This window comes from Kitasatospora sp. NPDC051164 (genome assembly GCF_044455625.1).
GTDB lineage: Bacteria > Actinomycetota > Actinomycetes > Streptomycetales > Streptomycetaceae > Kitasatospora.
Genome location: NZ_JBITFB010000031.1, coordinates 1 through 22,148, shown reverse-complemented (window position 1 = coordinate 22,148; position 22,148 = coordinate 1). Strand labels below are relative to the sequence as shown.

The following is a 22,148-nucleotide window of genomic DNA, read 5'->3' as shown; positions in this document are numbered from 1 at the left end:
CCGACCCGTTCCACGCGTGACCGCCTCGCGCCCGACCCGTTCCACGCGCGACCGCCCCGCGCCCGACCCGTTCCACGCGCGACCGCCTCGCGCCCGACCCGTTCCACGCGTGACCGCCTCGCGCCCGACCGCACCCGCGGTCGGGCGCGTCGTCATGTCCGCCCGCGGCGCGCCACGCCGGGCCGTCCCACTCCCGGCCGACGCCCCGTCAGTCCCGCAGCCCAGCCCTGGTGGCGGCCCCACCCGGGCGACCGTACCGTCGACTCGGCCGCACCCACCGGCCGTCACCGCCCGCACACGGCGCGTCAGCCCGTACCGCCGGACCGGGCCGCACACCGCCACACCCCGACGACACCCCACCAAGCCATCACCACGAACACCGCGCGCGCCGAAAGACAGGTCACCACTCATGCCCACGCGACGGATCCACCACCTCGCCGCGGCCACCGCGGCCGCCACCGCCCTGACCACCGCCCTCACCACGCTGGCCGCCGCGCCCGCGGCCCACGCCATCGACATCGGCCCGATGCACCTCGTCCGGCCGGGCGAATCGATTCAGCAGGCCGTCGACGCCGCCCACTCCGGCGACACCGTCCTGCTGCTCCCCGGCACCTACCGGGGCAGCGTCCGCATCACCACCCCCGGCCTCACCCTGCGCGGCTCCGGCCCCGACAGCGTGATCACCCCCGGCAGCGGTACGGAGAACGCCTGCGCCACCGCCGGGCACGGAGTCTGCGTGGTCGGCACCGAGGCGAAGCCGCTGCCCGACGTCACGATCGAGGCCCTCGCCGTCACCGGCTTCGCCAAGAACGGCATCGACGCCAGCGGCACCACCGGCCTGACCGTCCGCCGCACCTACGTCCACGACAACGCCCAGCAGGGCATCAGCCAGGAGATGTCCACCCGGGCCGCCATCCTCGGCAACCGCTCCACCGACAACGGCCAGTCCGGTGTCTTCCTCGCCAACTACGCCTACCGCGAGGGCGGCGCGCCCGACACCGGCGGCACCGTGGTCGAGGGCAACGAACTGACCGGCAACCGGGTCGGCGTCACCGTCCGCCGGCTGCGCGGGCTGGCCGTCCAGGACAACGACATCAGCGGTAACTGCGGCGGTGTCTTCGTCGTCGGCGACGAGGGCGTGCCCCGCGCCGGGAACCTGGACGTGCGGCGCAACAAGGTCGTCGCCAACAACAAGTTCTGCGCGGCGAACCCGCGCCTGGGAGCAATCCAGGGCGCAGGCATCGTGCTCACCGGGACCGAGGACACCCGGGTCACCGACAACGAGGTCCGCGACAACACGGGCACCTCGGACTTCTCCGGCGGCATCGTCCTCTTCAAGAGCGTCGTCGGCGTCTCCAACGCCCGGGCCGTGGTCACCGACAACCACCTGCGCGGCAACGGCCCCGCCGACCTCGCCGACCGCGACGCCGGCGCGGGCAACACCTTCGCCCGCAACACCTGCGAACGCTCCGAGCCGTCCGGCCGCTGCTGAGCACCCCGACCCGCCCGCCGCTCACCCCGACCTCTCGCCGCCCACCCCCCAAGGACCGCCCATGACCACCGCACCCGCCCACGCCAGTCCGCAGGCCGCGATGCGCCTGCGCGAGCTCGTCTTCGGTGCCGCCTGCGCCGCCGCCGTCCGCGCGGCCGCCCGCCTCGGTGTCGCCGACGCGCTCGGCGACACCCCGACCGCCGTCACCGAACTCGCCGCCGCGCTCGACACCGAGCCCCGCCAGCTGCGCCGCCTGCTGCGCGCGCTCACCTGCTACGGCATCTTCGCCGAGAGCGGCGACGACCGCTTCGAGCACACCGAGATGTCCCGCCTGCTGCGCGAGGACGCCCCCAACTCCCTGCGCTACATCTCCCTCTGGTGCACCGAGCCGTGGACCTGGGAGGCCTGGCCGAAGCTGGACGAGGCAGTCCGCTCCGGCCGCAACGTCTTCCCGGAGCTGTTCGGCAAGGAGTTCTTCGACTACCTGCACAGCGACGGCGGCGACTCGGCGAAGGTCTTCGACAAGGCGATGACCACCTCCAGCCGGCAGTCCGCCCAGGACTTCGCCGAGTACCTGGACCTCACCGGCGTCGACTCGGTCGTCGACATCGGCGGCGGCCAGGGCCACGTGCTGGCCAGCCTGCTCGAGAAGCACCCGGCACTGCACGGCACGCTGCTCGACCTGCCCAAGGTCGTCGCCGGTGCCGACCCCCGGCTGCGGGACGGCGGCGTCTTCTCCGCCCGCGCCCGTCTGGTGCCGGGCGACTGCCGGGTGGACATCCCGGTCCGCGCCGACCTCTACATCATCAAGAACATCCTGGAGTGGGACGACGAGAGCACCCGCCGCACCCTTGCCAACGTGATGAAGGCGGCCCGCCCCGGCGCCCGCGTGGTGGTCGTGGAGAACCTCGTCGACAACAGTCCGTCGATGCGCTTCACCACCGCCATGGACCTGCTGCTGATGCTCAACGTGGGCGGTGCCAAGCACTCCGAGGAGAGCATGGTCCGGCTGATGGAGGAGGCCGGTCTGACGGTCACCGAGGTCTGCCCGGTCAACCCCTACCTGCACGCCTTCGAGGCCACCGTCCGCGGCTGACGCGGACGCCGTCACGCTGCACCCACCGCACACGCCGACCGCCGGCCCCCGCATCCCGGGGCCGGCGGTCGTCGTCTGCGTGCGCGGCCTCGGACTTTCAGCTCTGCCGGTCTTCAGCGCTGCAGGCTTTCGGCGCTTCAGGCCTTGTGCGAGGACTCCAGGTGGGCGAAGACCACCACGTTGTCCAGGTAGTCCCGCCGCTTCTTGTCGTACACGCCGCCGCAGGTGATCAGCCGCAGCTGGGCGTCGGGCGCCTTGCCGTACACCTTCTGGTCGGGGAAGGCGTCCTTGGCGAAGGTCTCAACCGAGTCCACCGTGAAGACCGCGACCGTGCCGTCCGCGCGGCTCACCTCGACCTTGTTGCCCGGCAGCAGCAGGCTCAGCAGCAGGAACACCGCCGGGCCCTTGGTGGTGTCCACGTGCCCGGCGACGACCGCGCTGCCGCGCTCGCCCGGGGTCGCGCCGTCCCGGTACCAGCCGACCAGGTTCTTGTCGTCCGGCGGCGGCGCGTTGAGCTGGCCGGCCGGGCCGAGGGTCAGCTCGGTGAACGGCGCGTCCACGGCGATCTGCGGGATCCGCAGCCGGGTCGGCTTGGCGCGCTTGAGCACCGGAGTCCCCGGCGCGGCCGCCGCGGGCGGCGGGGAGGCGGCGGCCGGCGGCCCGGGGACGGCCGGCGCGGTGGCCGCCGGGGGAGCGGCCTGGGTGGCCGCCGCGTCCCTGCTCGGCTCGGTGTCCACCGAGTTGTAGATCAGCAGCAGCCCGACCGCTGCCGCGCCCATCCCGGCGCGCAGCAGCCGGGGCATTCCAGAGGCGGGACCGCCCGTCATTCCTGTCCTCCGCTCAACCGGTTCCGAACGGCCCGCCGCCCCCGGTACGCCTCACCCCGGCCGGGGTGAGGCGCCCGGAGGCGGCGGGAAGCAGCGCATCGGGCCTCAGGCGACCGCGCCGGAGGCACGGCGGCCGCGGCGCAGGGCGTAGGCGCCGGCCCCGAGGCCGCCGAGCAGCAGCACCGCGCCGGAGGCGAGCCCGCCGCCGGACAGCGCCAGACCGCCGCCACCGGTGTGCACGCCGCCGTGCGGGGTCTTGTGGTCCTCGTCCTTGGCTTCGGTGCCCTTGTGCTCTCCGGAGCCCTTCGGCTCCTCCATGCCCTTGTGCTCCTCGGAGGCGGCGCCCTTCTTGTCGTCCGCGGCCTTCGGGGCGCTGTCGGATGTGCCCTTGTCGGCGGGCTTGTCCTGCTTCTCCTGCCAGGTGAGGTTCTTGCCCTGATCGGAGGAGCCGTCGGCGAAGGCCAGGGGGGCACCGACGGTGAGGACGGCGGCGACGGCCGCCCCGGCGAGCAGCGTGCGTGCAGAACGCATGAGGATGATCCTTCCGGCGCGCGGACCCGCGACTGCCGACACGGTGCCGGGCAAGGGGGCTCGCGGGTGGTGCGCCTGATCCACCGTCAACCACCGTGGCGCCGCCTGCCACCGGAGCGTGGCAGCGTCGCTGCGGACTGTGCGCCCTTCGGGTGGAGTCCCGGGTGTGTTCACCCGGCTGCCCGGGCGATCCGGGTGAATCCGGGTGAATCCGGGTGAGCCCGGGGTGAATCCGGTGACGAGCCGACATGGGAGCACGCCCAGGGGCGGGGCGGCGCACGTGGGCCCGCCCCCGGCGCACGGCCGGGGGCGGGCCCATCGGGACACGCCGGTCAGCGGTCCCAGCGGTAGAACTCCCGCGCCATCGCGTCCTTCGGCTCGCGCCAGGTGGCCGGGTCGTAGGCCTGGACGAAGGCGGTCAGCCGGTCGCTGACGGTCCGGAACTCGGGGTGCCCGATGACCTTGGCGACGGCCGGGCCCGGCGGGCGGTCGGCCTCGATCAGGTGCAGGTAGACGTCGCCGAACTGGAAGAGGCTGCGGCCGGTGACACCGATCAGGTGCGGCAGCTCGCCCTGGTCGGACTCGGCGAACACCTCGGCGATGTCCGGCGCCGCCTCGGGCTTCATCCGGGCGACGATCAGGGCCCGGTGCGGGCCGCTCACAGCTCCGCCGCCCGCTTCTCGACCTTCTCGCGGATCAGTTGCATCTGGATCCGCGAGTTCTTGTTGATGTGGTTGACCATGCCGTCGTCGTCGACCGGGGCGGTGGGCTTCATCGCGAAGTCCTGGACCCAGCGCATCCTGGTGCCGGCCGGGACCTCCGCGTACTCCCAGCGGATGTCCATGAACTCGAACGGGCCGGGCTCGACCCGGCGGGCGTTCACCGCCAGCGAGGACTTGTCGGTGGTGCGCTCGGAGACCCAGCTCCACACCTGGCCGTTCTCGTCCGGGTGCATGGTGAGCCGGAACTGCACGCGGTCGCCGTCGCGCTCCAGGACCTCGACCGAGGCGTACTCGCTGAACAGGTCCGGCCAGTTCTCCAGGTCGTTGGTGATCTCCCAGACCAGGTCGAGCGGCGCGGCGATGACGATCTCGTTGTCGGTGTGTCCGGGCATCTCAGGCACCAGCCTTCGCGGAGAGGGAGGAGTTGACCAGCTCGAGGAACTCGGCCGGGGTCTTGGCGGATTCGGCGCCGGAGGTGACCTTGAGGTTGTGCCGGTTCTCCAACTCGCCGACGACGCCGAGCAGTCCGAGCGAGTCGACGCCGAATGCGTCGAACTGCGCGCCCGACTTCGCCAGGGCGTCCGGGTCGACGCTGACGCCTGCCCGGGCCTGCAGCAGGGCGGCGAGTTCCGGATAGCCGAGGGTGTTGCTCATGGGGGTGTCGCTCACGGGGTGTCCCTTCGGGGTGTGACGGAGTTGTTCAGGAGCCCTCCCCGCGCCGGAGCACCAGCGCGGAGTTGGAGCCCATCAGCCCGCGGCTGAGCACCAGGGCGGTGCGCAGCTCGGCCGGGCGGGCGCGGCCGGTCACCAGGGCGAGGTCGTGGCAGACCTCGGTGACGTTGGGGGTGGGCGGCAGGACGCCGTCCTCCATGGCCAGCACGGCGGCGGTCACGTCCAGCATCGGGGCGCCGCAGTAGGCCCGGCCGGTGCCGGTCTTGGGCGCGGTGACCGGGACGCGTTCGGCGGCCGGGCCGAGCGCGTCGGCCAGCGCCAGCGCCTCCGCCCGGTCGGCGGCGGGCACGCCCAGCGCGTCCGCGAAGACCACGTCGATCTCCTCGGGCGCGATCCGGGCCTCGTCCAGCGCGATCCGGATGGCGGCGGCCAGTCCCTCCCGGGACTCCTGCCAGCGGGAGGCCCCGGTGAAGGTGGCGCCGTGCCCGGCCAGGTGCGCGCGGACGGTGGCGCCGCGCCGCAGGGCCGTCTGCTCGTCCTCGAGCATCAGCATCGCGCCGCCCTCGGCGGGGGCGAAGCCGCAGGCCCGCGCGGTGAACGGCAGGTAGGCCTCCTCGGCCCGCTCGGCCAGGCTCAGCTCGGGGTAGCCGAGCTGGCAGACCATCGAGTACGGCGCCAGCGGGGCCTCGGCGGCGCCGACCACCACCGCGTCGGTGCCGCGCGCGATCGAGCGGGCGGCGTGTGCGAGGGCGTCCAGGCCGCCGGCCTCGTCGCTGGCGACGACCGCGCACGGGCCCTTGTAGCCGCCGCGGATCGAGATCTGGCCGGTGCTGGCCGCGTAGAACCAGGCGATGGACTGGTACGGGCCGACGAACTTCGGCCCCTGGCCCCAGAGTTGCTGGAGCTCGCGCTGGCCGAACTCGCCGCCGCCGGAGCCGGCCGCGGTCACCACGCCGACCGCGAAAGGCTGTTCGGCGTCGGGCCGGAAGCGGGAGTCCGCCACCGCCAGGTCGGCGGCGGCCATCGCGTAGTGCGTGAAGCGGTCGGTCTGCACCAGGTAGCGGTTGTCGATCGCCGACTGCGGCTCGAAGTCCCGCACCTGGCCCGCGATCCTGAGCGGCAGCTCGGTGCAGCCCTCGCGGGAAATCCGGTCGAGGACGCTCACGCCCTGCCTGGTGGCCTTCCAGAAGGCGTCGGCCCCGACGCCGTTCGGAGCCACCACGCCGAGGCCGGTGACCACCGCCCGGCGGCCCTGCTGACGTGACGTCATGGAACTCACCCCGTTCTGTTGAGCACGACGGCGGACTGGAATCCGCCGAATCCGCTGCCGACCGAGAGGATGTGGCTCAGTGGCAGCTCGCGCGCGGTGCGCGGCACGTAGTCGAGGTCGCACTCCGGGTCCGGAGTCTCGTAGTTGGCGGTCGGCGGCACGACGCCGTGGGCGAGCGCCAGGGTGCAGGCGACGACCTCGATGGCGCCGATCGCGCCGAGCGAGTGCCCGACCATCGACTTGATCGAGCTCATCGGGGTCTCGAAGGCGTGCCCGCCCAGCGAGCGCTTGACCGCGGCGGTCTCGTGCCGGTCGTTCTGTTTGGTGCCCGAGCCGTGCGCGTTGACGTAGTCGACGTCGGTGCGGTCGACCCGGGCGTGGGCGAGCGCGTGGTCGATCGCCCGGGACATCTCCAGCCCCTCCTTGGTGAGGCCGGTCATGTGGTACGCGTTGCCGAAGGTGGCGAAGCCGCCGATCTCGCCGTAGATCCGGGCGCTGCGGCGGCGGGCGTGCTCCAGCTCCTCCAGCACCAGGACGGCGCCGCCCTCGCCGAGGACGAAGCCGTCGCGGTCGGCGTCGAAGGGGCGGGAGGCGTGCTGCGGGTCGTCGTTGCGCTCGCTGGTGGCCTTGATGGCGTCGAAGCAGGCGACGGTGATCGGCGAGATCGGGGAGTCGGAGGCGCCCGCGATGCAGATGTCGGCGCGGCCCTCCTCGACCGCCTGGAAGCCGTAGCCGATCGCGTCCAGGCCGGAGGTGCAACCGGTGGAGACGGTCTGCACCGGGCCGTGCGCGCCGGTCCGCTCGGCCACCGCGGAGGCGAGCGTGCTGGGCGCGAACGCCCGGTGCAGCTGCGGCTCCGCCTGCCGGTGGTCCACGTCCCAGCGTGCGCCGGCGGCGCTGACCAGGGCGTAGTCGTGCTCCAGCCGGGTGGTGCCGCCGACGGCGGTGCCGAGCGAGACGGCGATCCGCCATGGGTCCACGGCGGCGAGGTCCAGGCCGGCGTCGGCGACCGCCTCGTCGGCCGCGACCATCGCGAACTGCACGTAGCGGTCGGCCCGTTGGACGTCCTGCGGGCTCAGCCCGTGGGCCGCCGGGTCGAAGTCGACCTCGGCGGCGATCCGGGAGCGGAACCCGGCGGGGTCGAAGAGCGTGATGCCCCGGGTCGCGGTGCGGCCGGCCGTGAGGAGGTCCCAGAACGCCCGGACCCCGACCCCGCCGGGCGCGACCACACCGACCCCGGTGACGGCGACCCGCCGCGTCACGAGGCCACCTTGGCGTGTTCCGGCGGGCCGGACGCGGCGGACTCCTCGGTGGTCACGTGGCCGAGGTCGGGGCGCGGGGCGAGCGGGCCGAGGTGGAAGACCATCCGGGCCTCGGTGTCGCCGACGTTGCGGAAGCGGTGGCGCATGTTGATCGGGATCATCAGGCCCTGGTCGGGCTTGAGCGGATGGGGCTTCCCGTCCAGGTCCACCTCCAGCTCGCCGCAGACGACGAACACGAACTCCTCGGAGTAGGGGTGGTAGTGCTCGCCGATCCGCTCGCCGGGCTTGACGATCGCCAGGCCCATGAAGCCGCTGGTCGCCCCGCAGCTGGTCGGGGTGAGCATGGTGCGCAGCTCCGCGCCGTGCCGGCGGTTCTCCGGAGCCTCGTCGACGTTGACGATCCGTGGGTACTGCGTGGTCATGGTGGTCTTCCTCCGGTGCAGTCGGGAGTTGACGGAGCGTCAGTTGTCGCGGGGGTCGCTCGAGCGGCGGTCGGTGACCGGGTTCATGGCGCGGGCGGCGAGGAACGCGCTGAGCCCGGCGACGGTGCGCAAGTCGCCCTGCGGGCCGAGGTCGAGCAGCCGGGCGAGGGTGGCCGCCTCCTGGTCGTCCGCCACGCCGAGGGCGGCCGCCGGGTCGGCCTCGGCCGGAACCCGCAGGTCGACCAGGCGCACCACCACGTCCTCGCGCTGGAAGACGGTGGCCGCCGCGACCGGCCCGGTCGGGTCGGCGGTGGCCATGTTGTCGTGCTCGGCCAGCAGCTCGGCCACGGACCGCCCGTGGCCCGGACGGATGGGGTAGAGCACGGCGTGCCGGTGCAGCCGTCCGGAGGCTGGGGAGCTGGCGATCGCCTGGTGCGTGGCGGGCAGCGCGGCCTTGGCGAAGAAGGCGCGGGCGGCCTGCGGGTCACCGAGCTGGCGGGCCTCCTCCAGGTACGGGTTGATCGCCTCCTCGACGGCCCGCACCTCGGGCTGCATCGCCACGTGGCGCAGCGCGTCGCCCAGGTTGCCGACCACCTCGACGGCCCGCACCACCCGGTTGCCGTGCATGAACAGCGAGGTGCGCTGCAGCCGGGTGTGCTCGTCGACCTCGGCCCTGGGGGAGGCGTAGCCGGAGAGGATCCGCGCCACCTCGGGCTCGCTGCCGGGCTTGACGGTGAAGGTCAGCGCGTGGCGGACCACACCGTCCGGGCCCGGCTCGGCCTTCGGCGGGCCGACGTGGCCGGCGGGCGTGGTGGGCGGCAGCCCGGGCGGCACCTCCATCGGGGCCCGGGTGCCGGTGGTGCCGGCCGCCGAGGTCTCGCGCAGGACGGCGTAGCGCAGTGACCGGAAGTTGTCGCTGACGCAGCCGTGCATCGGCTTGACCATCTCGCGGTGGGCCGGGCTGTCCACCCACTGCAGGAAGGTCTCCTGGTCCTCCCACTCGCTGGTGATCAGCCACTGGCGCGGGTCGTTGATCGACTGGCACAGCTGGTCGCTGACGTGGCCGGGGACCGAGGCCACCTGGTGGCGCAGCTGTTCGTAGACGTCGAGGAAGCGCTGCTGGGCGCCGTCCTGGATCTCCAGCATCAGTACCACCCGCAACCGGGTGTCGGACTCGGCCTGCTGCCTCGGCTGGGGTTCGGACAGAGTTGTCATGATCCACTTTCTGCTCTTGGCCGCACGCTGCGGGCCGTGTCGGCCGCGCCCGGCGGGTGCTCCCCGGCGTGGGAAGGCGGTGCGACGGCGGTCGGCCCGGGCGGTCGGCGCCAGGCCTGAGGTCGATCGTGGGCGGCGCACAGGGTGCGGCGCGAGATTTGCGGGCCATCCGGGCGAAGGAGCGGCACAGGGGGCCCCGGGCGGGGGATGGAAGAGCGGGGCCCCCGGCTGAGCGGGCCCGTCGAGGGCGGCGCGGAGCCCAGTCTTCGGGCCGCCGGATCCCCTGACAGGGTGGAGCAATTGATGAATCCGAAGATCGACGACCGGGTGCCGGTCCTGATCGTGGGCGGCTCGCTGGTCGGGCTGTCGGCCTCACTCTTCCTCGGCCGGCTCGGGGTCGGACACCTGCTGGTCGAGAAGCACGCCGACACCTCGCATCACCCGCGCGGCCGAGGCAACAACATCCGCACGATGGAGCTGTACCGGGTGGCCGGGATCGAGCCGGCGATCCGCGAGGCGGCCTCGATCCTCGCCCCCAACCACGGCATCCTGCAGGCGCCCTCGCTGACCGGCGCCGAGCAGGAGTGGCTGTTCCGCGAGATCGACCCGGGCGGCCGGCTGGCCCGGTTCAGCCCCAGCTCGTGGTGCCTGTGCAGCCAGAACGACCTGGAGCCGGTGCTCCTGCGGGCGGCCCGCGACCTGGGCGGGGACGTGCGGTTCAGCACCGAGCTGGTCTCCTTCGAGCAGGACGCCGACGGCGTGACCTCGGTGCTGCGCAGCCGGGAGAGCGGCGAGGAGCGGGTGGTGCGCTCGGAGTTCCTGATCGCGGCGGACGGCCCGCGCAGCCCGGTCCGGGAACGGCTGGGCATCGGCCGGACCGGAAAGGGCGAGCTGTTCCACAACGTCAGCATCACCTTCCGGGCCAAGCGGCTGGCGGAGGTGGTCGGCGACCGGCACTTCATCGCCTGCTACCTGACCAATCCGGAGGCGGACGGCGCGCTGCTGCCGGTGGACAACCAGGAGGAGTGGGTCTTCCACGCGCCGTGGCACCCCGAGCACGGCGAGCCGCTGGAGGCCTTCACCGACGAGCGCTGCGAGCGGCACATCCGCACCGCCGTCGGTCTGCCGGAGCTGGACGTCGAGGTGACCGGCCGGGCGCCCTGGCACGCGGCCGAACGGGTGGCCGAGCGGTACGGCGCCGGGCGGGTCTTCCTCGCCGGGGACTCCGCCCACGAGATGTCCCCGACCGGCGCCTTCGGCTCCAACACCGGCATCCAGGACGCCCACAACCTGGCCTGGAAGGTGGCCGCCGTGCTGTGCGGCTGGGCCGGGCCGCGGCTGCTGGAGACGTACGGGCAGGAGCGGCGCCCGGTCGCCCAGGTGACCAGCGAGCGTGCCTCGGCCCGCTCGGCCGAGCACAGCCACCCGGGCTACGCGGTGGTGCCGGGCGTCGGGCGGCAGGCCGGGGTGCTCGCGGTGGCGCTCGGTTACCGCTACCCGGTCGGCGCGGTGATCGGCACCGACCGGGCGGGCGCCGTCGTCCCCGAGCAGTTCGAGTCGGCGGGCGAGCCGGGCAGCCGCGCCCCGCACCAGTGGCTGCGGCGGGCGGGCGTGAAGCTCTCCACGCTGGACCTGTACGAGCAGGCGATGGTGCTGCTCACCGGCCCCGACGGCGCGGCCTGGCACGCGGGCGCCCGGCGGGCGGCGGACAAGCTGGCCGTCCCGCTGGACGCCTTCCGGATCGGCGACGGTGCCGAGGACGACCTGGCCCCGGAGCCGGGCACGGACTTCGCCGCCCTGCACGGCATCGGCCCGCAGGGCGCGGTCCTGGTCCGCCCGGACGGCTTCGTCGCGTGGCGCTCGTCCGGTCCGGCGCTGGACCCGGAGGCCGAGCTGGGCACGGTGCTGCGGACGGTGCTGGGCCTCTGAGGCATGCGGAAGGGCCCGCCGGTCGCTCGACCGGCGGGCCCTTCCTGGTGGTCGGGGGCGGGGTCAGTGGCCGCCCGCGTCGATCACCTCGACGTCGGCGACCTCACGCTCGATCTCCTCGGCCGGCAGGGCGACCCGGATCGCCCAGTAGTAGATGCCGAGCGCGAACACCGCGACGAGCGCCATGTCGTACCACATCGGGATCAGGCCGGTGCCGTCGCCGAAGCCGCCCTGCCAGGAGACCAGGCCCAGGCCCAGCAGGTAGACCGGCAGCCACTGGGCGGCCTTCCAGTTCAGCCGGGGCGCGTTCGCCAGGCCCTTCTTGATCGCGTACACCGCGTAGCCGCCGAGCAGCAGGTAGCCGAGCACGATCGCGATGCCCAGGCGGGACAGGATGTGCCAGCCGGACCAGTAGATGATCAGGCTGGAGACCACGAACGCGGCCGGGGAGATCACGCCGCCCAGCGGCAGCCGGTAGGAGCGCTCACGGTCGGGCAGGCGGCGGCGCAGCGCGCCGAAGGCCAGCGGGGCGCCGGCGTACATCAGCACGCTGGCGGAGGTGATGAAGCCGACCAGCTCCTGCCAGCTCGGGAAGGGCAGGAAGCAGATCACGCCGGTGATGAAGGAGATGATCAGGCCGAACCACGGCACGCCGTTCTTGTCCAGGTGCTCGAACTTCTGCGGCGCGTAGCCGTTCTTGCTCAGGCCGTAGGAGATGCGCGAGGTGGAGGTGGTGTAGATCAGGCCGGTGCCACCGGGGGAGATGATCGCGTCGGCCTTCAGGATCCAGGCCAGCCAGCCGAGGCCGACCAGGGTGGCGAGACCCGCGAAGGGGCCGTCGATGCCGGGGAAGTCGAGCTTGTCCCAGCCGTTGGCGAAGGCGCTGACCGGCAGTGCGCCGATGAAGACGACCTGCAGCAGGGTGTAGATCATGGTGCCGATGGCGACCGACCCGAGCACGGCGCGGGGGATGTCGCGCTTGGGGTTGCGGCTCTCACCGGCGATCTGGATGGCCTGCTCGAAGCCGAGCAGCGCGAAGATGATGCCACTGGAGCTGATCGCCGCGAGCACGCCCTTGGCACCGAACGGGGCGAAGCCGTGCGAGGTGAAGTTCGAGCCGTGGAAGCTGGTGATCGCCAGGATGAAGATCGTGAACAGCGGGACGAAGATCTTCAGCCAGGTGGTGGCGGTGTTGGTCCGGGCGAGGGCCTTCACGCCGAGGAAGTTGACGGCGACGAAGACGCCCATCAGCAGGGTGGCGACGATGAACCCGCTGGTGGTGAGGGTGCCGTTGGTGTTCTGGAGCCCACTGGCCCAGGGCATGTCCTTCGCGTAGCCGATCATCGCCTCGACCTCGATCGGCGCGACGGTGGCGGCTTGGAGCCAGGAGAACCAGCCGAAGGACATGCCGGCCAGGCCGCCGAAGGCGTAGTGCGGGTAGCGCGCGGTGCCGCCGGCAACGGGGAAGAGCCCGCCGAGCTCGGCGTGCACCAGTGCGAGGAGCACGATGGCGACCGCGCCTATGCCCCAGGAGATGACGGCCGCCGGTCCGGCGGCGACGACGCCGTTCTTGGCGCCGAACAGCCAGCCGGAGCCGATGATCGAGCCGACCGAGGCCCACATGAGGCCGACGAGGCCGATGGAGCGGTTGAGCGACCGGGTGGTGGTGCCGGATTCGGGGCCGGTGCTCTGCCCGGGCGGCGAGATCTGGTTGAGGGAAGCCATTGGCGATCTCTCTGTGTGTGGGGGCTCCGGGGTGGGCGGAGCGCGGAGAGTTGCCACACAGTAGGGCTATTCATAGACCTCTGCACAGATTTCATTACTGAATGTTTACTTTCTTTGCCGGATATCCGTGCTGGTAGGAGGCATTCTGTTCAGTTGTCTGTTACGTTACCTGTGGGTAGGTCCAGGATTTGAGCGTCGATTGAGCTTCGCTCCGCGAGCCTGCAATATGGACACCCTCGGTGATTCATGGAAATGGCGATCCCCGCATAGTGATGCGCGGGAAGGCGGCAGCCGCGGTGACCGGGCCGGCTTCTTCGGCGTCGGTCACCGCGGCTGCGGGGGTGCGGGGGTGCGTCAGGCGGTGGCGTCCCGACCGGCCAGCCAGGCCGCGGTGAGGTCCCAGACCTGACGCAGGGCGTCGGGTCGGGCCATGTCCTCGTGGCGGCAGTCCAGCGGGTGCTCGGTGCGGTCGCCGGTGATGTGCGGCGTCCAGACGTCCCGGTGCGGGACGCCCCGCCCGCGGTCGTCCCGGGCCGACACGAGCAGCGCGTCACCGTCGAAGCGGCGCGGGCGGTGCGCCCGCAGCAGACGGAAGTTGTTCGCGATCACCCGGGAGGCGGTCGCGAGCTCCTCGGCCGTCAGCTCGATGGACAGCGTGCTCTGGTCGATGAGCTCCTCGAACCCCTCCGGCTCGGTGTCCTCGGCCGGCTCCGCGCCTGCGGCCGGGCGGGTCGGGAGGTGGGCGTCGAGCAGCACCAGGGCGGCCACCCGCTCACCGGCCTCCCGCAACTGGGTGGCGATCTCCTGCGCCACCACGCCACCGAAGGACCAGCCCAGCAGGTGGTACGGCCCGGCGGGCTGGACGGCGCGCATCCGCTCGACGTACTGCGCGGCCATCTCCCGGATCGATCCCGGCAGTTCACCGCCGCCGTCCAGCCCGGCGGCCTGCAGGCCGTAGAGCGGGTAGTCCGTCGGCAGGTACCTGGCCAGCGGCGAGTAGCACCAGCTCGGGCCGCCGACCGGGTGGACGCAGAAGAACGGCTCCCGGCTGCCCGTGGTGCGCAGCGGCAGCAGCAGGCCCAGCGCCTCGCGGGTGTCGGGCAGGCCGAGCCGCTCCGCCAGCCCGGCCACGGTGGGCGCGGTGAACAGCGTCTGGATGCCCACCTCGACGCCCAGCACCGCGCGGATCCGGCTGACCAGGCGGGCGGCCAGCAGGGAGTGGCCGCCGAGCTCGAAGAAGCCGTCGTCCACCCCCACCCGCGGCAGCTCCAGCACCTCGGCGAAGATGCCGCAGAGGATCTCCTCCTGCACGGTGCCCGGGGCGCGGCCGGCCGTCGTCGTGCCGTACGCCGGGGCGGGCAGGGCCCGCCGGTCGAGCTTGCCGTTGACGGTGAGCGGCAGGGCGTCCAGGAGCAGGACGGCGGACGGCACCATGTAGTCCGGCAGTCGGTCGGCGAGGAACTGCCGGAGCTGTCCGGGCAGGTCGGCGCCGTCGTCCGCCGGGACCGCGTAGGCGACCAGCCGCCGGTCGCCCGGGGTGTCCTCGCGGACCAGGACGGCCGCCTGGCCGACCCGGGGATGGGCGGCGACGGTCGCCTCGATCTCGCCGAGCTCGATCCGGAAGCCGCGGATCTTCACCTGGTCGTCGGCGCGGCCCACGAACTCCAGCTCCCCGTCGGCGCTCCAGCGGACCACATCGCCGGTGCGGTACATCCGCTCGCCGGGCTCGCCGTACGGGCAGGCAGTGAAGCGCTCGGCGGTCAGCCCGGGCCGGCCGAGGTAGCCCCGGGCCAGGTTGGCGCCCGCCAGGTACAGCTCGCCGGCCACGCCCGGCGGCACCGGGCGCAGGGCGGCGTCCAGCACGTAGACCCGGGAGTTGCCGAGCGGGCGGCCGATCGACGAGGCGGCCTCGTCGGACGCCCCGGCGGATCGGGCCGCCGACGGGATCGGCGCGCTGCCACGGGAGTTGACGGGCTTCCCGGTGACCCAGACGGTGGCCTCGGTGGGCCCGTACATGTTGACCGTGGCCGGGGCCCGCTCGGCCAGGCGCCGGTACCAGCCGTCGAGCCGGCTCACGTCCAGCGCCTCGCCGCCCAGCACCAGGGTGCGTAGCGGCAGCCGGGCCCGGTCGGCGTCGGCCGGGTCAGGGTCGGCGGGGTCGGGGTCGGCCGGGTCGGCGGGGCCGGGGGCGTGGGGGCCTTCCTGGGTTGCGGCCTGAGCCAACTGGTAGAAGGCGGAGGGTGTTTGGTTGAGGACGGTGACCTGTTCGCGGAGCAGCAGGTCGAGGAAGGCCTGCGGCGAGCGGGAGGTCTCGAAGGGGACGATCACCAGGCGGCCGCCGTGCAGGAGTGCACCCCACAGCTCCCAGACGGAGAAGTCGAAGGCGTAGGAGTGGAACCAGGTCCACACGTCGTCCGGGCCGAAGTCGAACCAGTCGGCGGTGCCGGCCAGCAGGAAGGCCACGTTCTGCTGCGGGACCACCACGCCCTTGGGGCGGCCGGTGGAGCCGGAGGTGTAGATCACGTAGGCCGGGTGGGAGGGCAGCAGCGGTGCGCGGCGCTGGGCGTCCGACAGGTCGTCGTCCGCCAGGCCGGCCAGCCGCCGCTCGGTCGCCCGCTCGTCCAGCAGCAGCACCGGGAGATCGGTCCCCGGCACGGCCCCGGCCGTCGCCGTGGACGCCAGCACCACGGTGGGAGCGGCCTCGCCGAACACGTAGGCGATCCGGTCCGCCGGGTAGTCGGGGTCGATCGGCAGGTAGGCGCCGCCGGCCTTGAGCACCGCGAGCAGGGCGACCACCAGCTCCACCGAGCGGTCCAGGCAGACCGTGACCAGCGACTCCGGGCCGACACCGAGGTCGACCAGCAGCCGGGCCAGCCGGTTGGCTCGGGCGTTCAACTCGCCGTAGCTGAGGCGCTGTTCGCCGAAGGCCACGGCTTCGGCCAGCGGGCGGCGGACCGCCTGGGCCTCGAACAGCTGCGGCAGCGTGACCGGCGGCACCGGCAGCGCGGTGTCGTTCCACCCCTTCAGGATCCGGTGCCGCTCCTCGGCGTCGAGCACGGCTACCGTGCTGACCGGGGCCTGCGGGGCCGCCGTCAGCGCGGTCAGCACCCGCACCCAGCGCTCACCGATCAGCTCGACCGTGGCCCGGTCGAAGAGGTCGGTGGCGTAGGTGATGCGGGCGGTGAGGCCGGCGGGGGTGCCGGTGGGGTCGTGTTGTTCGCTGACGTCGAGTTGGAGGTCGAACTTGGCGGCCGGGGCGCCGGTGGGCAGTGCCGTGACGGTCAGGTCGGGCAGGTCCAGGACGGCTTCGGCGTTGTTCTGTACGGCGAGCATGACCTGGAAGAGGGGGTGTCGGGCCATCGAGCGTACGGGGGCGAGTTCTTCGACGAGGCGTTCGAAGGGGATGTCCTGGTGGGCGAAGGCGGCGAGGCCGGTTTCGCGGACGCGGCCGAGCAGTTCTTCGAAGGTGGGGTCGTCGGTGAGGTCGGTGCGCAGGACGAGGGTGTTGACGAAGAGGCCGACGAGGTCGTCGAGGTTTTCGTCGGTGCGGCCGGCGATCGGGGAGCCGATGGGGATGTCCGGTCCGGCGCCGAGGCGGGAGAGCAGGACGGCGAGTGCGGCCTGGAGCACCATGAACATGGTGGCGCCGTTGCTGCGGGCGACCTCGGTGAGGGCGGCGTGCAGGTCGGGGGCGATGGGCAGGTCGACCAGGGCGCCGTGCTGGGTGGCGACGGGCGGGCGCGGCCGGTCGAAGGGCAGCTCCAGCTCGGCCGGGATGTCGGCCAGGGCCTGCTGCCAGTAGGCGAGTTGTTTGCTGAGCAGGCTTTCGGGGTCGTGGTCGTCGCCGAGTAGGTCGCGTTGCCAGAGGGTGTAGTCGGCGTACTGGACGGGCAGGGGCTCCCATTCGGGTGCCCGGCCGTCGAGGCGCGCGGTGTAGGCGGTGGCCAGGTCGCGGGCGAGCGGACCGAAGGACCAGCCGTCACCGGCGGTGTGGTGGACCGCCAGGGCGAGCACGTGGTCCTGCGGCGACAGCGTGAACAGCTCGGCCTTGATGGGGAGTTCGCTCGCGAGGTCGAAGGTGTGCCCGGTGGTGCGGGCCAGGGCGGCGGCCAGTTCCGGTTCGGAGGTCTCGGTGACGGTGAGCCGGAAGCCGAACCGGTCGGCGGGGAGGACGAGTTGGTGGGGCCGTCCGTCGACGGCGGGGAGGAGGGTGCGCAGTGCCTCGTGGCGGGCGATCAGGTCGGCAAGGGCGGCCTGGAGGGCGTCGCGGTCGAGATCGCCGGTGAGACGGAGCGCGGTGGGGATGTTGTAGGCGGCGCTCGGCCCGGTCAACTCGCCGAGGAACCACAGGCGTTGCTGGGCGAACGACAGCGGGACGGTTTCGGGCCGGGGCTGGGTGGCCGTGATCGGCGGGCGGGCTTCGGTGGTGGTGTCGAGTCGCCGCGCCAGGGCGGCGGGGGTGGGTGCTTCGAAGAGGGTGCGCAGGGGGAGTTCGGTGCCGAGGGTGGTGCGGATGCGGCTGACGAGGCGGGTGGCGAGGAGGGAGTGTCCGCCGAGGTCGAAGAAGCTGTCGTCGAGGCCGACCGAGGGCAGGCCCAGGACCTCGGCGAAGACGGTGCAGAGCAGCTCTTCGCGGAGGGTCGTCGGGGTCCGACCGGCGCCGGTCGAGTACGCGGGGACGGGCAGCGCCCTGCGGTCCAGCTTGCCGTTGACGGTCAGCGGGAGGGCGTCCAGGACCAGGATCGCCGAGGGCACGAGGTACTCGGGCAGCCGCTGGGCGGCGTACTGACGTATCAGGGCGGCGAGTTCATCGTCGCTGTGGCGGTCGGTGGCGGCCGTCCTGGCGGCCGTCTTGGCGGCCGGGACGAGGTAGGCGACGAGGCGCTTGTCGCCGGGGGTGTCCTCGCGGACGATGACGGCGGCCTGGGCGACGGCGGGGTGGCCGGCGAGGACGGCCTGGATCTCGCCGGGCTCGATGCGGAAGCCGCGGATCTTGACCTGGTCGTCGGCGCGGCCGACGAACTCGAGTTCGCCGTCGGTGGTCCAGCGGACCACGTCGCCGGTGCGGTACATCCGCTCGCCGGGCTCGCCGTACGGGCAGGCCACGAAGCGTTCGGCGGTCAGCCCGGGCCGGCCGAGGTAGCCCCGGGCCAGGCCGGTGCCCGCGATGTACAGCTCGCCGGCCACCCGCGGGGGCACCGGGCGCAGCGACTCGTCCAGGACGAAGACCTGCGTGTTGTCCAACGGGCGGCCGATCGGCGGGATCGCCACCGGCAGCGGCGCGGCCGGGAGCCGGTGCCCGCTGGCGTAGGTGGTGGTCTCGGTCGGCCCGTAGACGTGCGACACCGCGGTGTCCGGGCAGGCCGCCAGCACCGCCGCCATCGCGGCGGGCGAGGCCGCCTCGCCACCCGTCAGCAGCTCGCCCAGGCCGGCCAGCGCCTCCGGCTCGTCCTCGGCCAGCAGGTTGAACAGCGCGGTGGTGAAGAACGCGCCCGTCACCCGCTGTTCGGTGAGTACCGACCGGAACACCGCGGGGTCCGTCTCACCGACGGGCGCGAGCACCACCGTGCCGCCGGACAGCAGCGGCACCCACAGCTCGTAGGTGGAGCCGTCGAAGGCGAGCGGGGAGTGCAGCAGGACACGGCGGTGCGCGACCGGGTGGAACATCCGGTCGGCGGCGAGGGCCGCGACGTTGCGGTGCGTCGCCATGACGCCCTTCGGGACGCCGGTGGAGCCGGAGGTGTACATCGCGTAGGCCACCTGCTCGGGGTGCGCCGCGACGGCCGGCGCGGTGCCGGGGAAGTCCGCCACCGCCGCCGGGTCCGTGCTCAACAGGACGGCCCCGGCGGGAAGTTCGACGTCCTGGCCGAGCCGGCCGTCGGACAGCACCGCCCGGGCCGAGCTCTCCCGGAGGATCTGCTGGATCCGCGCGGCCGGATACCGGGTGTCGAGCGGGATGTAGGTGCCGCCGGCCTTGAGCACGCCCAGGACCGCGACGATCAGCTCCACGGACCGCTCGCCGAGCAGCACCACCCGGCTCTCCGGGCCGACGCCGGCGGCGATCAGGCGGTGGGCGAGGCGGTTGCTGCGGGTGTCGAGCTCGGCGTAGGTGAGCTGCCGGTCCTCGTCGGTGAGGGCGACGGCGTCGGGGGTGCGGGCCGCCTGGGCCGCGAAGAGGGCGGTGAGTGACTGGGCGGGGTGGTGGGTGGTGGTGTCGTTCCAGGTGGTGAGGAGGTGGTGGCGGTCCTCGGGGGTCAGCAGGTCGATGGTGTGGACGGGAGTGGTGGGGTCGGTGGCCAGGACGCCGAGGAGGTGGGTCCAGTGGCGGGCGAGCAGTTCGATCGACGCCCGGTCGAAGAGGTCGGTGGCGTAGGTGATGCGGGCTGTGAGGCCGGCGGGGGTGCCGGTGGGGTCGTGTTGTTCGCTGACGTCGAGTTGGAGGTCGAACTTGGCGGCCGGGGCGCCGGTGGGCAGTGCCGTGACGGTCAGGTCGGGCAGGTCCAGGACGGCTTCGGCGTTGTTCTGTACGGCGAGCATGACCTGGAAGAGCGGGTGTCGGGCCATCGAGCGTACGGGGGCGAGTTCTTCGACGAGGCGTTCGAAGGGGATGTCCTGGTGGGCGAAGGCGGCGAGGCCGGTTTCGCGGACGCGGCCGAGCAGTTCTTCGAAGGTGGGGTCGTCGGTGAGGTCGGTGCGCAGGACGAGGGTGTTGACGAAGAGGCCGACGAGGTCGTCGAGGTTTTCGTCGGTGCGGCCGGCGATCGGCGTGCCGATGGGGATGTCCGGTCCGGCGCCGAGGCGGGAGAGCAGGACGGCGAGTGCGGCCTGGAGCACCATGAACATGGTGGCGCCGTTGCTGCGGGCGACCTCGGTGAGGGCGGCGTGCAGCTCGGCGGGGACGACCAGGTCGGTGGTCGCGCCGCGCTGGGTGGCGACGGCCGGCCTCGGGTGGTCGTACGGGAGGGCGAGTTCCTCGGGCACCTCGCTCAACGCCTCGCGCCAGTAGGTGAGTTGTTCGCTGAGCAGGCTTTCGGGGTCGTGGTCGTCGCCGAGTAGGTCGCGTTGCCAGAGGGTGTAGTCGGCGTACTGGACGGGCAGGGGCTCCCATTCGGGTGCCCGGCCGTCGAGGCGCGCGGTGTAGGCGGTGGAGAGGTCGTGGCCGAGTGGGGCGAGGGACCAGCCGTCGCCGGCGATGTGGTGGATGGTGACGGTGAGGACGTGGTCGTCCGGTGCGAGGGTGAACAGTTCGGCGCGGATGGGGAGTTCGGTGGTGAGGTCGAAGGCTCGGGTGGCGGTGCGGGTGATCGCCTCGGCGAGCTCGGACTCGGTGAGCTTGTGCTCGGTGGGGTCGGACTCGGTGGGGTCGTGCTTGGCGAACTCGGTGACGGTGAGCTCGAAGGCGAGCTCCTGCGGTGCGAGTAGCCGCTGGCGGGGATCGCCGTCCCCGGCGGGGAAGACGGTACGCAGGACCTCGTGCCGGGTGATCAGGTCGACCAGGGCGGCCTGAAGGGCCTCCCGGTCGAGGTCGCCGGTGAGACGCAGGGCGATCGGGATGTTGTAGGCGGCGCTCGCCCCGGTCAACTCGCCCAGGAACCAGAGGCGTTGCTGTGCGAACGACAGCGGGACCCGCCCAGGCCGTTCGATGGCGGTGATCGCCGGTCGCGCCGCCTGGCCGCTCTCCAGGTGCCGCGCCAGCTCGGCGGGCGTGGGGCGTTCGAAGAGGGTCCGGATGCCGACCTCGATGCCGAGGGTGGTGCGGATGCGGCTGACGAGGCGGGTGGCGAGGAGGGAGTGGCCGCCGAGGTCGAAGAAGTTGTCGGTGGGGGTGACTCGGGGCAGGTCGAGGACCTGGGCGAAGACGGCGCAGAGGATTTCCTCGTGCGGGGTGGTGGGGGGGCGGTCGGTCTGGGTGGTGTAGGTGGGGGTGGGCAGGGCGCGGTGGTCGAGCTTGCCGTTGACGGTGACGGGCAGCGCGTCGAGGACCACGGTCGCCGACGGCACCATGTAGTCCGGCAGTCGCTCGGCGGCGTACCGGCGTATCCGGACGGCGAGTTCGTCGTCGCTGCGGTGATCGGTGGCGGTGGGGACGACGTAGGCGACGAGGCGCTTGTCGCCGGGGGTGTCCTCGCGGGCGACGACGGCGGCCTGGGCGACGGCGGGATGGGTGGCCAGGGTGGCCTGGATCTCGCCGAGTTCGATGCGGAAGCCGCGGAGCTTGACCTGCTCGTCGGCGCGGCCGGCGAAGACAAGTTGGCCGTCCTCGGTCCAGCGGGCGAGGTCGCCGGTGCGGTACATGCGTTCGCCGGGCTCGCCGTAGGGGCACGCGACGAAGCGTTCGGCGGTGAGGCTGGGGCGGTTGAGGTAGCCGCGGGCCAACTGGCGTCCTGCGAGGTAGAGTTCGCCCTCCACGCCCGGCGAAACCGGCTCCAGGCGCGCGTTCAGCACGTACACCCGGGTGTTGGGCAGCGGCCGCCCGATCGGGGCCGCGACGGCACCCGAAAGCGCGTCGCTCATCACCGAACCCACGGTGTTCTCGGTCGGCCCGTAGCCGTTGATCATCGTGCGGCCGACCGACCAGCGTTCCACCAGACCCGGAGGGCAGGCCTCGCCGGCGGTCACCAGGGTCATGCCGTCCGGCAGTGCGCCCTCGGGCAGCTCCGCCAGCGCGGCCGGCGGCAGCACGGCGTGCGTCACGCGGTGCTCGGCCAGGATCTCGGCCAGCTCCTTGGCGGACAGCAGCCGCTCCTTCGGCGCCGCGACCAGGCAGGCCCCGGAGAGCAGCGCGGCGTAGATCTCCCAGGCCGCGCCGTCGAAGCTCGGTGACGCGAACTGTGGCACCCGCGAGTCGGGGCCGATCCCGAACTTGGCGATCTGCCCGAGTGCGAAGTTCACGATGGCGCGGTGGGGGATGGTGACGCCCTTGGGGCGGCCGGTGGAGCCGGAGGTGTAGATGACGTAGGCGGGGTGGTCGGGGTGGAGGGTGAG

At 73.0% G+C, this 22,148-nt stretch carries 14 protein-coding genes; 3 read left to right on the top strand and 11 right to left on the bottom strand.

All coding sequences use genetic code 11. The features are described 5' to 3' along the window. The first annotated feature begins 409 nt into the window (after positions 1 to 409). Complete coding sequence (locus ACIBEC_RS36285; protein ID WP_360503297.1) at positions 410 to 1,492, top strand: right-handed parallel beta-helix repeat-containing protein; 1,083 nt, start codon at positions 410 to 412, stop codon at positions 1,490 to 1,492. Between the two features lie 61 nt (positions 1,493 to 1,553). Then, positions 1,554 to 2,588, top strand: coding sequence for a methyltransferase (locus tag ACIBEC_RS36280; RefSeq protein ID WP_360503299.1), 1,035 nt, complete (start codon positions 1,554 to 1,556; stop codon positions 2,586 to 2,588). A 137-nt stretch (positions 2,589 to 2,725) separates the two neighbouring features. On the opposite strand, the gene ACIBEC_RS36275 is transcribed toward ACIBEC_RS36280, so the two are convergent. From ACIBEC_RS36275 to ACIBEC_RS36235, 9 genes are all read right to left on the bottom strand, one after another. Then, positions 2,726 to 3,415, bottom strand: a complete 690-nt coding sequence (locus tag ACIBEC_RS36275) for a class F sortase (RefSeq protein ID WP_360503302.1) — start codon at positions 3,413 to 3,415, stop codon at positions 2,726 to 2,728. Between the two features lie 105 nt (positions 3,416 to 3,520). Next, positions 3,521 to 3,946 carry a hypothetical protein gene (locus ACIBEC_RS36270; RefSeq protein WP_360503305.1) on the bottom strand — a complete coding sequence of 142 codons (426 nt, stop codon included), beginning with the start codon at positions 3,944 to 3,946 and terminating at the stop codon, positions 3,521 to 3,523. A gap of 332 nt (positions 3,947 to 4,278) precedes the next feature. After that, positions 4,279 to 4,608, bottom strand: a complete 330-nt coding sequence (locus tag ACIBEC_RS36265; protein WP_360503308.1) for a TcmI family type II polyketide cyclase — start codon at positions 4,606 to 4,608, stop codon at positions 4,279 to 4,281. Then, a complete protein-coding gene (locus tag ACIBEC_RS36260; RefSeq protein WP_360503311.1) occupies positions 4,605 to 5,060 on the bottom strand; it encodes an SRPBCC family protein in 456 nt (151 codons plus the stop codon). Before ACIBEC_RS36260 ends, ACIBEC_RS36265 begins: the two co-directional genes overlap by 4 nt. Position 5,061: 1 nt before the next feature. Beyond that, the gene (locus tag ACIBEC_RS36255) at positions 5,062 to 5,322 is read right to left on the bottom strand and encodes an acyl carrier protein (protein WP_360503352.1); all 261 of its coding nucleotides are present in this window, start codon (positions 5,320 to 5,322) and stop codon (positions 5,062 to 5,064) included. A gap of 46 nt (positions 5,323 to 5,368) precedes the next feature. Further along, positions 5,369 to 6,610, bottom strand: a complete 1,242-nt coding sequence (locus tag ACIBEC_RS36250) for a beta-ketoacyl synthase N-terminal-like domain-containing protein (protein ID WP_360503314.1) — start codon at positions 6,608 to 6,610, stop codon at positions 5,369 to 5,371. Positions 6,611 to 6,615: 5 nt separating this feature from the next. After that, positions 6,616 to 7,872 (bottom strand): beta-ketoacyl-[acyl-carrier-protein] synthase family protein, encoded by a 1,257-nt coding sequence (locus ACIBEC_RS36245; protein ID WP_360503317.1) that lies wholly within the window; start codon positions 7,870 to 7,872, stop codon positions 6,616 to 6,618. Further along, on the bottom strand, positions 7,869 to 8,294 hold the full coding sequence (locus ACIBEC_RS36240; RefSeq protein ID WP_360503320.1) for a cupin domain-containing protein: 426 nt from the start codon (positions 8,292 to 8,294) through the stop codon (positions 7,869 to 7,871). Before ACIBEC_RS36240 ends, ACIBEC_RS36245 begins: the two co-directional genes overlap by 4 nt. Before the next feature lie 39 nt (positions 8,295 to 8,333). Beyond that, positions 8,334 to 9,509, bottom strand: coding sequence for a SchA/CurD-like domain-containing protein (locus tag ACIBEC_RS36235; protein WP_360503323.1), 1,176 nt, complete (start codon positions 9,507 to 9,509; stop codon positions 8,334 to 8,336). 207 nt (positions 9,510 to 9,716) lie between these two features. Here ACIBEC_RS36235 and ACIBEC_RS36230 point away from each other — a divergent pair, with 207 nt between their 5' ends. Beyond that, positions 9,717 to 11,438, top strand: coding sequence for an FAD-dependent oxidoreductase (locus tag ACIBEC_RS36230; RefSeq protein ID WP_396289854.1), 1,722 nt, complete (start codon positions 9,717 to 9,719; stop codon positions 11,436 to 11,438). A 63-nt stretch (positions 11,439 to 11,501) separates the two neighbouring features. Here the strand turns inward: ACIBEC_RS36230 and ACIBEC_RS36225 are convergent, their stop codons facing one another. Both ACIBEC_RS36225 and ACIBEC_RS36220 read right to left on the bottom strand, forming a co-directional pair. Continuing rightward, positions 11,502 to 13,163, bottom strand: coding sequence for an APC family permease (locus ACIBEC_RS36225; protein WP_360503329.1), 1,662 nt, complete (start codon positions 13,161 to 13,163; stop codon positions 11,502 to 11,504). Positions 13,164 to 13,517: 354 nt separating this feature from the next. Next, positions 13,518 to 22,148: amino acid adenylation domain-containing protein (locus ACIBEC_RS36220; protein WP_396289851.1), on the bottom strand; the 8,631-nt coding region annotated here is incomplete at its 5' end.

What these genes read in the sequence shown, in the direction of transcription:
- ACIBEC_RS36250 (WP_360503314.1), bottom strand. Translation starts at nt 6,610, where the DNA reads ATGACGTCACGTCAGCAGGGCCGCCGGGCGGTGGTCACCGGCCTCGGC.
- ACIBEC_RS36225 (WP_360503329.1), bottom strand. Translation starts at nt 13,163, where the DNA reads ATGGCTTCCCTCAACCAGATCTCGCCGCCCGGGCAGAGCACCGGCCCC.
- ACIBEC_RS36275 (WP_360503302.1), bottom strand. Translation starts at nt 3,415, where the DNA reads ATGACGGGCGGTCCCGCCTCTGGAATGCCCCGGCTGCTGCGCGCCGGG.
- ACIBEC_RS36285 (WP_360503297.1), top strand. Translation starts at nt 410, where the DNA reads ATGCCCACGCGACGGATCCACCACCTCGCCGCGGCCACCGCGGCCGCC.
- ACIBEC_RS36270 (WP_360503305.1), bottom strand. Translation starts at nt 3,946, where the DNA reads ATGCGTTCTGCACGCACGCTGCTCGCCGGGGCGGCCGTCGCCGCCGTC.
- ACIBEC_RS36240 (WP_360503320.1), bottom strand. Translation starts at nt 8,294, where the DNA reads ATGACCACGCAGTACCCACGGATCGTCAACGTCGACGAGGCTCCGGAG.
- ACIBEC_RS36255 (WP_360503352.1), bottom strand. Translation starts at nt 5,322, where the DNA reads ATGAGCAACACCCTCGGCTATCCGGAACTCGCCGCCCTGCTGCAGGCC.
- ACIBEC_RS36260 (WP_360503311.1), bottom strand. Translation starts at nt 5,060, where the DNA reads ATGCCCGGACACACCGACAACGAGATCGTCATCGCCGCGCCGCTCGAC.
- ACIBEC_RS36280 (WP_360503299.1), top strand. Translation starts at nt 1,554, where the DNA reads ATGACCACCGCACCCGCCCACGCCAGTCCGCAGGCCGCGATGCGCCTG.
- ACIBEC_RS36235 (WP_360503323.1), bottom strand. Translation starts at nt 9,509, where the DNA reads ATGACAACTCTGTCCGAACCCCAGCCGAGGCAGCAGGCCGAGTCCGAC.
- ACIBEC_RS36230 (WP_396289854.1), top strand. Translation starts at nt 9,717, where the DNA reads ATGGAAGAGCGGGGCCCCCGGCTGAGCGGGCCCGTCGAGGGCGGCGCG.